Source organism: Vibrio sp. V19_P1S1T109 (assembly GCF_002241375.1).
In the GTDB taxonomy this organism is placed as follows: domain Bacteria; phylum Pseudomonadota; class Gammaproteobacteria; order Enterobacterales; family Vibrionaceae; genus Vibrio; species Vibrio anguillarum.
The window spans coordinates 1-11,858 of record NZ_NDIM01000048.1 but is presented as its reverse complement, the minus strand read 5'-3'; the positions used below and the strand labels follow the sequence as shown (position 1 = coordinate 11,858).

Here is an 11,858-nt window from a genome sequence, read left to right as displayed (position 1 = left end):
ATCATAATGAAATCAACCCAGTAAATTACTTAAAAAGACTTTTTAATAAGCCATCAACCGCTTTCTTGGTTTTCTCGTCTTTTATCTCAACGCCGAGCTTTTCCAAGCCACGGTCAATCTCTTTTTCCGCTTTTTGTCTTAACACATCATCAAAAACCAATTTGAATTTAGGATCGCTCCATTGCCCTGAGATGTTGATAGGAATCGTGACGTCTCGCAACTCATCAATGTCTTTGCCACCTTGCCCCTCTAGCGTTCCCACCACAGAAGTGCTCACCAAAAAATCAACCGTTTGTTGCAGATAATTCGCTTTACCCTCACCACGAATACGCAACAGTGGTGATTGCATGGCGAGGTTATTTGTGGTGACTTCCCCTTTGTTCAATTTCAGCGTAGCGGTCATGGCGCTAAAATCGGTTTTCTTCACTGGGTCGTCATCAACTTTGTTACCTTTAATTTTGGCGTAATTGCTACGGATAAGGTGAGCGACATTAATACCGTTGACTGCACCATCGGCAAAGTTGATGTTCACGGTTCCGACAAGGTTTTGTTGAATGCCCGTTGGCGTCAAACTGCGACCTTTTACATCCACATCGATGTTACCCGTGCCTTGTAACATCTCATTATTGAGTACATCTTTTAATAGCGGCAGCACCTGTACTCCCTTAACGCTTTTTTTAGCGCTATAAGTGGCAGGTACTTTGGTTGCATCCAGTTGAGCGGTCGCCTGAATAGTACCTTGGTAAAGGTTGGCACTGAATGAGGTTAAATTCACGATGCCACGATCGACGCTAAAGCTGGTTTGCACATTCTGTAATCGAGCATTATTAGCTTTGAACTTGTCTATGGTGACCTTGCCTTGCACATCCAACGTTTTTAATGCACTGAGATCCGGTTCCACTTCAGCGCTCACCGTAGCAGGCGCTGCTGACGTTGAGCCTGACGATGCCTTACTTTCACTCACGGCACTGCTTGCCGTTGCTGGATTCGCAAGCCCTAAAAATTCATCCAAATCGATATTTGGGCTATGCATATTGAAGCGGATTTTAGGGAACTCAGCCAACGTCACTTTGACATCACCATCAAATTCTAATGCATTTGCGGTTAATTTACTGAGTAAGACATCCAGTTGGTTTTTAGAGAGATCAAAACGAATGTTCGAAGTTAAACCGATCTGCATTGGGCTTTGTGGCAAACTGGTTCCTTCTAGATTGGTATCCAGCACCAGCGTATCAATCTTCACCAAGCTCATGGCTTTATCGAGAGTCAGTTGCGCACTCCCCTTCGCATCAAGTTTTAAATCCGCTACCTTTCCTTTCACGCTGAATGACAGCGCATTCTTCTTATCAAACTCGAACGTGGCTAATTCAATCTTCGCAGAATCAATCTGGTTTGATGGGTCACTAAAGCTCGCATCAAGCACAACGTTCTTCAGCGCATAATCCTTGAAACCAGCGGCTAATTTGAATTCAGCTCGCCCTTCTGCGGCAAAGTTTTGTTGGTTATTTTTACCTTTGGCGGCAAAAGTTGCTGACGTCCATTTATCCACCGCAAACTCTGAAAGATTGACCGCCACGTCATACAGCTTGGTATGTGTACCGGCTTTGCGGTCTTGTATTTCCAGTAATGCGTTTTCGACGCTAACGCCCGCTAAGTTAATCGTCCACTCTTGAACAGGGTTGCTCGCATTGACGCTGCTTGTCTCTTCTTGTGCTGGTTTTGTTTCGTTTGCTGCGGAAGAGGCAGCTGGTTGAGGCGCGGCTTGAGTTAAGCTATCTAAGTTTGAACGGCCATCTTTAAGGGTTTCAAGATGGAACTCAGCACCATTTAGGCGGATGTTGCCAATTTCCAGTTGCTTATCCAGCAATGGCATCACCGAAATTTCAATACCAACTTGATCGACTTTAAACAGGTTTGGAGCGCTGAAACCTTGTGGATTTCTGAGTTCAGTTTTGCCCAGCTCAAAGCCAAGCGAAGGGAAGAAACGCCAACTGATATCTCCTTCAATGACTAAGTCCAACCCCGTTTTTTGTTTGGCTTGTTCTACAATCAAGGGCTTAAATTGATTAGGATTGACCAACAGGACAAGTGCGAGCGCGGCAGCGATTAACGCACCGATAATAATGGCAATGAAAAGAAACAGTTTTTTCATCAGCTTTTTCCTTGCTTAATTAGAAAAAGAAAGTGGCACCTAAAGTGCCACTTGTCTGCTTAAAAATAAAGACCACAAAAGTTAAGATTTCAACAATTTCGCGATGTGGGCTTTTAATACATCAATGGCGATACGGTTTTTACCGCCACGAGGAACGATAATGTCCGCGTACTGTTTTGACGGTTCGATAAACTGCATAAACATAGGGCGAACCGTTTTTTGGTATTGCTTCAATACAGAATCCATGGTGCGGCCACGCTCTTCTACATCACGCTTCACTCGGCGTAATAAACAGATATCCAGCGGAGTGTCCATAAATACGGTCGCATGCATTAAGTCACGTAAACGTGGGTCTGTCAGCAGTAAAATACCTTCTAAAATAATCACTTTCTTGGGTGTTAATAGCGTTGTATTCGCGGTGCGAGTATGCTCAGTGTAGCTGTACTCTGGCACTTCAACCGCTTCGCCACGGGTTAATTGTTCTAAATGTTGGCAAAGTAGATCATGGTCAAGTGCATTCGGGTGGTCGTAGTTTGTCTTAACGCGCTCTTCCATACTGAGATGGCTTTGGTCGTTGTAATAGCAATCTTCCGTAATCACACCAATTTGGTGGTCGCCTACTTTGGCACGAAGTTCGTTATAAATCGTGCTTGCAATCAGGCTTTTTCCAGAAGCTGAAGCGCCAGCAATACCTACGATGACGCATTGATTATTCTCAGACATTATTTTTGCACCCGGTGATGGTTTGGTGATGAAAATAGATAAACTGCCCGATTATAGGGACTTCAACCACCTGATACCAGTCTCGATTTAGACTTTGGAAGAGGTTTGAATAACAAACCACCAAGCAAACGTTTTCGTCGTATTTCAGAAGAGATCACCACAGTGCTACTTTCACAGCACTGTGGACCAGCACTAGTCTACCAATGTAAAACTGATTGCATCTGGCTTAGGCTTTCCTTGCCAATATAGGCTTGAACAGACTCGTTCCGCCAGTTGAAGATAACGCTGTGTATGCTCACTTTCTGGTTGAGCAACCACGGTAGGACGACCTTGGTCGATGTCTTCACGCAGGGCAATGTGCAGAGGAATTTGTGCAAGCAGCGCCAACCCATATTCACTGGCCAGTTTCTGCGCGCCACCGACACCAAAGATATGCTCTTTCTCTCCACAATGACTGCAGATGTGATAGCTCATATTTTCAATAAGCCCGATAACCGGAACGTCGACTTTTTCGAACATGGCCGCCCCTTTGCGCGCATCCGCTAGTGCCAGATCTTGCGGAGTGGTGACGATCACCGCGCCCGTTACCGGAATTTGTTGTGACAAGGTGAGTTGAATATCACCTGTCCCCGGTGGCATGTCGATGACCAGATAATCCACATCTGGCCACTCGGTTTCATTGAGCAATTGCGCCAGTGCTTTCGATGCCATCGGCCCGCGCCAAATCGCCGCTTCAGATTTATCAACCAGATAGCCAATCGAATGACTGAAAATGCCAAATGCCTCAACTGGCTGCATCCACTTATTACCACGCACATCTGGCTTTGCTTCTTGCTTGCCAAGCATCATCGGTACTGAAGGGCCATAAATATCCGCATCCAACAAGCCAACTTTCGCCCCAGATTGAGCAATGGCTAGAGCAAGATTGACGGCGGTGGTTGATTTGCCGACGCCCCCTTTGGCTGAAGTCACCGCAATAATATTTTTAACACCATTAACACTATGAGCGACCGTCGTCGCTAGCGCTTTCGGCGCAATCATTATCTCAACACTGAATGGAGCAAGCGCATCGGTTTGCTGCTTGGAGACGACCCATTCGGAAAGCTCATTCAGCAGATTTTTAGCGGCAAATGGAATATGAACCGTCAAACGTCCCGCTGTTGTAACCGAAACCCAATGCGGTTGGTTTGCCCACCCCGCAATAAGATGAGGGTGTTCAAATTGGTTTAACCAATCGCAAAAATCTTGTTTAGATGTGAACGGCTGCATAGCTTCTCCTTTTTGCTCATGCTATCACTCTCTATTGTCAGACTGAACCCCAAAAAAGTTGCGGGATTCCTTAGGCTCACGCCTTGGAGTCGCTCGCTGCATAAGGTAGTATTGGGCTCTATTTTTCATACCTATCAAAAAAGCGAATATTAAGTATGGCGACTGACCCAAGAAACGTTTCTTCAAGGAAACTGCTGGTAACTTGTGCCCTTCCGTACGCTAACGGTTCGATCCACCTTGGTCATATGCTTGAGCATATCCAAGCTGACATTTGGGTTCGTTACCAACGCCTACGCGGCAACACTGTAAACTTCATCTGTGCAGACGATGCTCACGGCACGCCAATTATGCTTAAAGCACAACAGATGGGTATTACACCTGAAGAGATGATCGCCGCAGTAAGTGAAGAGCACCAAAAAGATTTTGCAGGTTTTGATATCAGCTTTGACAATTATCACAGCACTCACAGCGAAGAGAACCGCGAGCTGGCTTCTCACATTTATCTTGAGCTGAAAAAAAATGGCTTCATTTCAAGCCGCACCATTTCTCAGCTGTTTGACCCAGAAAAAGAGATGTTCTTGCCTGATCGCTTCGTGAAAGGCACTTGCCCAAAATGTAAGTCAGAAGATCAATACGGTGATAACTGCGATGCGTGTGGCGAAACCTATAGCCCAACAGAGCTTATCAACCCGAAATCGGCCGTTTCTGGCGCGACACCAGTAATGAAGGATTCCGAGCATTTCTTCTTTGACCTTCCTCAATTTGAAAGCATGCTCAAAGAGTGGACTCGCTCTGGCTCGCTACAAACAGAAACCGCCAATAAAATGCAAGAGTGGTTCGAAGGCGGCCTGCAACAGTGGGATATTTCACGTGATGCGCCATACTTTGGCTTTGAAATCCCTGGCGAAAAGAACAAATTCTTCTACGTGTGGTTAGACGCACCTATCGGCTACATGGGTTCATTTAAAAACCTATGTAACAAACGCGATGACTTAGACTTTGACGAATACTGGAATAAAGACAGTAAAACCGAACTGTACCATTTCATCGGTAAAGATATTGTTTACTTCCACAGCCTATTCTGGCCAGCGATGCTTGATGGCAGTGGTTTCCGTAAGCCTAATAACGTCTTCGTGCACGGTTATGTCACAGTCAATGGCGCGAAGATGTCGAAGTCTAAAGGAACGTTTGTCAAAGCAAGCACTTACTTAAACCACCTAGACCCAGAATGCTTACGCTACTACTACGCTGCAAAACTCAATAGTCGTATCGACGATCTTGATTTGAACCTTGAGGATTTCACCCAACGTGTGAACGCCGATGTGGTCAATAAAATCGTCAACCTGGCATCGCGTAATGCAGGCTTCATCACCAAACGTTTTGAAAATCAGTTATCTGCAACCTTTGCCGAACCAGAGCTGTACGCAGAATTTGCCGCAGCAGCGGATCGCATTGCTGATCTTTACGAAAGCCGTGAATTTAACCGTGCCATTCGTGAAATCACCGCATTGGCGGACAAAGCGAACCAATACGTGGATGAAAAAGCGCCTTGGGTTGTGGCTAAACAAGAGGGTCAAGAGCAAGAGCTACAAGACATTTGCTCAGTGGGTATCAACCTATTCCGCGTGTTAATGACTTACTTAAAACCTGTAATGCCAGCACTAGCGGCGCGCACCGAAGCATTCTTAAACCAAGAACTCACTTGGGAAGGCGTACAAACACCATTAACAAGCCATACGCTCACGCCATTCAAAGCGCTGTTTAATCGCATTGATCCGAAACACGTTGAAGCGATGATTGAAGCGTCTAAAGAAGAAGCGGCAGCAGAAAAAGCTGCAATTGAGAGCGCGCAACCAACCACAGTTGAAACTGAGCTAAGTAAAGACCCTATTGCAGCTGAAATCGAATTTGATGATTTTGCTAAAGTGGACTTACGCGTCGCTAAGATCATCGCTTGCGAAGCGGTGCCAAAAGCGGACAAATTGCTCAAATTCCAATTGGATATTGGTGGCGAAACTCGCCAAGTGTTTTCAGGTATTAAAGCCGCTTATTCACCCGAAGAGTTAGTAGGCAAGTACACTGTCATGGTAGCGAACCTCAAACCGCGTAAAATGAAGTTTGGTATGTCAGAAGGCATGATCTTAGCCGCAGGCCCTGGTGGCAGCGAGCTATGGATTCTTGAGCCACATGAAGGTGCTCAAGCTGGCATGCGCATCCTGTAATACATCAATCTTCACGATAGCATCCCCAACACGCTCTGTGTTGGGGATTTTTTATCACCATACTGCTCAAAATCGATCCAGCTCACACTTTTAGTTCAAAATGCACCAATAAGATGCATCACTTCAACGCAAAAATACATAACCCATTGAATTTAAACAAACAAAAAACTGGCATTAACCCTGCTAACTCTAGATTGGTATAACATTAACAAGGAGTTGGTTATGTTTGTTTTTATCTCAATGCTTATCTCTATCGGTATATTGTGGCTGATGTTTTATCTGGCAAAACAGCGTGAATCCACATTACAACGTAAATATCAACTGCTGATCGACCTTCGCCAGCTACTGTTTTTATGCCGTCAGCACCGTAACATTACCCATCAAACACTAGCCTCTGGTCAAAGACGCGACACTGAGTTGAATGAATTGCAAGATACGCTATACGAAAAAAGTAATCACTTAATTGCTATCGCACACTTTGACAACAAACCAATGTACCGTGTGCTGCAAATTAAGCTTAAAGCACTCATGAAGGAGTGGCCAGAGCGCTCTGTGGCTCGTAACCAAATGATGCATGGTAAAGTAATTCGTCACTGTATGTTCTTAATGGATGAGGTGATACTGGCTTGGTTGGTGGAATCCAACCGCGAAGATCTCAGCGATGAATACCATATTAATTGGCAACAGGTCATTGATGCGATGGACGCGCTAACTCAGTTACGCATCAGCATTGATGAAATGGATACTCAAGATGGCCGCATACGCTTGCAGCATTATAGTGAGGTTGTTAGGCGTAGGATGAATCAACTCGCCTTAATCAGCCCTTTAACGGTAGCTTCGCCAAGCTGCTCAGCCGCGCTGCATAGCCTGAGCGAACTGCATGATCATCCTGCCTTTCAAATAGAAGCTGGCGCGATGTACCAAATCACTTCGGATATTTCACTCAGCATCTCTCACGTTTACGACCAGATGCTCAGCGACTTAACCGAGAGCTTGTACATTCCATTGCCTAAATTGGCGATTGCTTAGTGAGTAATTGTTTAGCTGGTGACTGTTTGACTGGTGATTATTTAGAAAGTAAAAAGGCCACTTTATTCAAAAGTGGCCTAATCACTCACCGTGTACATAGATACATCAGTGTAAATTCAGAACTCAATTACAGCATTTTACGCGCCGCTTCGACAACCACTTTGATTGAACGAGCCTCGGTCTCTTTTAGTGTCGCGTGATCTGGGATCTCTTTTTGAGTACGGTTGATGATCACACCCGCCACACAACCTGCTTTCAAACCTGAGCTCGCACACATGGTTAGTAAAGTGGCGGATTCCATCTCAAAGTTCAATACGCCCATATCTTGCCACTCTTTCATTGAGCCTTGGAAACGACGCACAACACGACCCGTGAAGGTGTCATAACGCTCTTGGCCTGGGTAAAAAGTATCACTTGATGCGGTAACGCCCATGTGCACGGTTGCACCACTTTCAACTACAGCCGCTTTCATTGCAGTGGCGACATCGAAATCAGCCACAGCAGGGAATTCCATTGGCGCAAAGTGCAAACTTGCACCGTCAAGGCGCACCGAACCTGTACTGACAATCATATCACCCACATTGACATGAGGTTGGATTGCACCAGTAGTACCTACGCGTAGGAAAGTACGCACGCCAAGTTGAGCAAGCTCTTCAACCGCAATAGACGTAGAAGGACCACCGATACCAGTAGAACAAACAACGACTGGCTTACCGTCTAACTCTGCGCGGTACACAGTGTATTCACGGTGGCTAGCAAGAAAGACTGGATTTTCCATCTCTTCAGCGATTTTTTGTACGCGGGCTGGATCCCCAGGGATAATGGCCAAAGTAGCACCATTCAGATCGGCTTCGGTAACACCTAGATGGAAAACGGCTTGAGACATAAGTGACTCCTTATTGCGGCTTGTTCAGCTCATAGATATACATCGGGTATGCAGCTACTCTAGCGGACCACGCACCAACAAAGAGTGATCAAATTCACAATGAATGACGCAATGTAACGAACACATTCTCATAAAAACGGTTTGCATCACAAAAAACAGCAAGATTGATGAAATAACACCCAACCCTAAAAGACGATTTCCAACACTGCATAACAAAATACAAGCGCAATATCGACGCATTTCACACTATTACCACAATAGGGTGCAAACCCAACAGGCATGAGAGATAACGACCCGCCATGCCTTGCTGAGCTTTTTGGTTTTTAGTCTCGGACTATTTTTTAAATTTCAATAGACGCAACGCATTGAGCGTCACTAACGCGGTAGCTCCACTATCAGCCAGCACCGCTACCCATAAGCCCGTAATACCGAGTAAACTCGTGACTAAAAAGATACTTTTTAAGCCTAGCGCTAGCGTGACATTCTCGCGAATATTGGCGAGGGTTGCTTGTGATAGCTCGATCATGGTGGCGAGCTCAACCAATCGATTATGAGTAATTGCCGCATCGGCCGTTTCCAACGCAACATCGGTACCCCCCCCCATCGCAATACCAATGCTGGCCGCTTTCATTGCAGGCGCATCATTAATGCCATCCCCGACCATCGCCACCTGTTTTCTCTGCGCCAACTGTTGAATGTATTCCACTTTATCTTGCGGTAATAAACTGGCTTTGAAATCTATCCCTAATTGAGCACTCATCGTCGCAGCGCTTCTAGGGTTATCGCCAGTGAGCATAATAGTGTCGATCCCCAAACGGCGCAGTGCTTCAATGGCGGCTTTGGCATCTTCACGCAAGGTATCTTGCCATGCGATTAAACCGACAATGTTCTCTTGCTCAAAAACCACCACCACTGTTTTGCCTTGCATCTCTAGCGCTTCCACTTGCGCGCTAAATGCATCAGAAAACGGAACATTCGCTTTGCTTGGCGCTAATACGCGTAGTGATTTCCCTTCCACAACCCCCGAAACCCCACTGCCAACTAACGCTCGCTTCTCTATCGCTTCTGGAATGGGCAAAGCCATCGCTTGCACTTTTTTCACTAAAGAGGTTGCCAGAGGATGGCTCGAGCCCATTTCAACCGCTGCGACATAGCGCAACAATTGCTCTTCATCCCAGCCATTGAGCGCAACCACATCCGTAACTTCAGGTTTACCTTTAGTCAAAGTACCCGTTTTATCAAAAGCAATACTCTCTATTTTTCCAAGCTGTTCGAGCGCCGCGCCCCCTTTGATCAGTGCACCACGACGCGCCGCTGCGGCAAGGCCAGAAGTAATGGCCGCCGGAGTTGAGATAACCAACGCACATGGACAAGCAATCAGCAGTAAGGCTAAGCCACGGTAAACCCATGTTTCCCATGGCTGCGCAAACAGTGTCGGCGGTATCACAACCACGGCTAATGAAACCAACATCATTAATGGGGTATACCAGCGACTAAATTTATCAAGAAAACGTTCTAACGGCGCTTTGCGAGATTCCGCTTCTTCAATCAGATGCAAAATGCGGTCAATCGCGTTTTCACCCTGTTTGGAGGTGATGGTGAAACGCACCACCTGATCCGCGACCACTGCACCCGCCATAACACTGTCACCTTGATAACGTTCGACAGGCAGTGATTCGCCCGTTAACGCGCTCTCATCAAAACTGGCCGACGCTTCGTGCAATTGGCCATCCGCAGGTAGCCGAGAGCCGGGAGAAACTTCCACTACATCCCCCGGTTTTAGCTCATGTGCCGCCACCGTGATGCGTTCTCCTGCCACAATTTTTGTTGCCGTTTCAGGCACCAGTGCCATTAAAGCTTGTACACCGCTACGCGCTTTGGAAGCGGCAAAAGCTTCTAGCCGCTCTCCGATGAGGAAGAGTAATAGCACCATCGCCGCTTCAACCGTTTCACCAAGATAGAGCGCTCCGAGCGCCGCAACGCTCATTAAGGTTTCAATCGCAAAGGGTGTGCCTGAGCGTGCCAGTTGAATCGCTTTTTTACCGATAGGATACAAACCGGCAAGGCAGGTCAAAATGAACATCCCATCGCTGATTTGAGGGAAATAAGGCTGCACAATAGCGGCGAGTACCATAGCGCCAGCAATGGAGAGGATCTGCGCGTTCTGTTTTATGACCGACTTCCAGTCACTATGAAGGGGGGCAGAAACTGGATTAGTTGCATCAATGCGGTGAGCCGTAAAACCTGCGTTACGAACCGCTTGCTCTATTTCAAGCGCTGCCTCTTCAGTATTAAACTTAACCACCAATTTTTCAGTGGCAAACAGCACTTTGGCGTCGATCACATTACCCACTTTTTTAAGCGCCGTTTCAACCTTACGTGCGCAAGATGGGCAATCCATCCCTTCAATTTTCCAGCTTTGGTTAAACTGTGTTTTAACGGATGTGAGCTGCGCGGGTTCATCATCAGGATCATTGCTTGCGCACTCTTGTGACCCGCAGCACCCCTCTTCATTTGAATCAACGCCCGCAGCCCTAATCGCGGTAATTTTAAGACTAGAGCATGACACCGCCTGCGGGTTTGCCATGCTATTTTTTGTAGTACTGCAAGCTTCATGTTTTGTGCACATAGGATTCTCCTTCTCTGATGCACAAAGCTTAAACCTTAGAGTCAACTCCAAGGTCAAGCGCATTTTTATCAAACCTGCACTTAACGCACATTCACCTTGATTAGATGGAAAAGAGGTGCACTGCACCTCTAGAATTTTATTTATTACTGCTGATATACCCAAACAACTTGGAGTTGCAGGTAGGCGGCAAGTGAGTGAGTCCCCATGAGCATAGGCAAACTATGTGATTGGGGTGAACGAACGTAGCCAACACTGCTGCAGCTTCAAGTAGGAAGGGTATAGTTTGCTATGTTGGTTTTTTAAAACAATGCGTTAAGTTTTTCCCTAATGCTCTCAGTACATCTCTGCGCGTAATAATGCCAACCAATTTACCTTGATCGATCACGGGATAAACTTTCGGTTTTCCTACTTTCATCATGTCAGCAAGCTCAATAATAGAAGTGTCTGATGAAACGGACAGCACTTCAGGGTGCATGCAGTCACGGACTAAATGGGTGTCTTCGCAGAAATAGCTCACCTTCACCAATTTATCGAGCAAATCCTGCTCTGATAGAAAGCCAATCACTTGCTCTTGGTCGTTAATAACAGGACCACCAAGATGCTCCGAACGCATCACTTTTTCTAAAGCCGCAGTCATTGGCATGTCCGGTTTGAAGGTGATGGCTTGTAATGTCATATAATCTTTAACTATTAGCGATTGCATATCTGTCTCCTTGGTTGCAACGGTATGCTGCCTTAAGTTAAGTGTTGACTAATTTCACCGTTTTACTAAATGGAAAAAATCGATTTTGCTCATCGGCACAAACTATCGATATTACAAATAGTTAATTTTTATCAAGGGTAAATGGCAAAATCTTTTATCAAAACGTCTCATTTTTGAATCAAACAACACGTTAAGAACACGATGTCTCGCAAGATTTTACAGTTAATATCATTTATATCTTAAAC

Annotated in this window: 8 protein-coding genes; 2 read left to right on the top strand and 6 right to left on the bottom strand. The window is 45.9% G+C overall.

All coding sequences use genetic code 11. From position 1 onward, the window contains the following. Positions 1-25: 25 nt before the first annotated feature. The 3 genes from B9J87_RS02435 to apbC form a co-directional block, all read right to left on the bottom strand. The gene (locus B9J87_RS02435; RefSeq protein WP_094149288.1) at positions 26-2,152 is read right to left on the bottom strand and encodes an AsmA family protein; all 2,127 of its coding nucleotides are present in this window, start codon (positions 2,150-2,152) and stop codon (positions 26-28) included. An 81-nt stretch (positions 2,153-2,233) separates the two neighbouring features. Then, entirely contained in the window at positions 2,234-2,875 is a 642-nt protein-coding gene (gene udk, locus B9J87_RS02430) for a uridine kinase (RefSeq protein ID WP_010320672.1), read from the bottom strand. A gap of 192 nt (positions 2,876-3,067) precedes the next feature. Continuing rightward, on the bottom strand, positions 3,068-4,144 hold the full coding sequence (gene apbC, locus B9J87_RS02425; RefSeq protein ID WP_094149287.1) for an iron-sulfur cluster carrier protein ApbC: 1,077 nt from the start codon (positions 4,142-4,144) through the stop codon (positions 3,068-3,070). A gap of 155 nt (positions 4,145-4,299) precedes the next feature. On the opposite strand from apbC, the gene metG reads away from it, so the two are divergent. Together metG and B9J87_RS02415 are read left to right on the top strand one after the other, a co-directional pair. Further along, positions 4,300-6,366, top strand: a complete 2,067-nt coding sequence (gene metG / locus B9J87_RS02420; protein ID WP_013857253.1) for a methionine--tRNA ligase — start codon at positions 4,300-4,302, stop codon at positions 6,364-6,366. Between the two features lie 216 nt (positions 6,367-6,582). After that, positions 6,583-7,395 carry a hypothetical protein gene (locus B9J87_RS02415; protein ID WP_094149286.1) on the top strand — a complete coding sequence of 271 codons (813 nt, stop codon included), beginning with the start codon at positions 6,583-6,585 and terminating at the stop codon, positions 7,393-7,395. Positions 7,396-7,522: 127 nt separating this feature from the next. Here B9J87_RS02415 and udp read toward each other — a convergent pair whose 3' ends face one another. The 3 genes from udp to B9J87_RS02400 all read right to left on the bottom strand — a co-directional run bounded on the left by udp (position 7,523) and on the right by B9J87_RS02400 (position 11,613). Further along, positions 7,523-8,281: a uridine phosphorylase gene (gene udp, locus B9J87_RS02410; RefSeq protein WP_010320675.1), complete on the bottom strand. Its 759-nt coding sequence runs from the start codon at positions 8,279-8,281 to the stop codon at positions 7,523-7,525. 334 nt (positions 8,282-8,615) lie between these two features. Next, a complete protein-coding gene (locus B9J87_RS02405; RefSeq protein WP_094149285.1) occupies positions 8,616-10,910 on the bottom strand; it encodes a zinc/cadmium/mercury/lead-transporting ATPase in 2,295 nt (764 codons plus the stop codon). Between the two features lie 286 nt (positions 10,911-11,196). After that, a complete protein-coding gene (locus B9J87_RS02400; RefSeq protein ID WP_013857256.1) occupies positions 11,197-11,613 on the bottom strand; it encodes a CBS domain-containing protein in 417 nt (138 codons plus the stop codon). Between the last annotated feature and the right edge of the window lie 245 nt (positions 11,614-11,858).

What these genes read in the sequence shown, in the direction of transcription:
- B9J87_RS02435 (WP_094149288.1), bottom strand. Translation starts at nt 2,152, where the DNA reads ATGAAAAAACTGTTTCTTTTCATTGCCATTATTATCGGTGCGTTAATC.
- udk (WP_010320672.1), bottom strand. Translation starts at nt 2,875, where the DNA reads ATGTCTGAGAATAATCAATGCGTCATCGTAGGTATTGCTGGCGCTTCA.
- apbC (WP_094149287.1), bottom strand. Translation starts at nt 4,144, where the DNA reads ATGCAGCCGTTCACATCTAAACAAGATTTTTGCGATTGGTTAAACCAA.
- metG (WP_013857253.1), top strand. Translation starts at nt 4,300, where the DNA reads ATGGCGACTGACCCAAGAAACGTTTCTTCAAGGAAACTGCTGGTAACT.
- udp (WP_010320675.1), bottom strand. Translation starts at nt 8,281, where the DNA reads ATGTCTCAAGCCGTTTTCCATCTAGGTGTTACCGAAGCCGATCTGAAT.
- B9J87_RS02405 (WP_094149285.1), bottom strand. Translation starts at nt 10,910, where the DNA reads ATGTGCACAAAACATGAAGCTTGCAGTACTACAAAAAATAGCATGGCA.
- B9J87_RS02400 (WP_013857256.1), bottom strand. Translation starts at nt 11,613, where the DNA reads ATGCAATCGCTAATAGTTAAAGATTATATGACATTACAAGCCATCACC.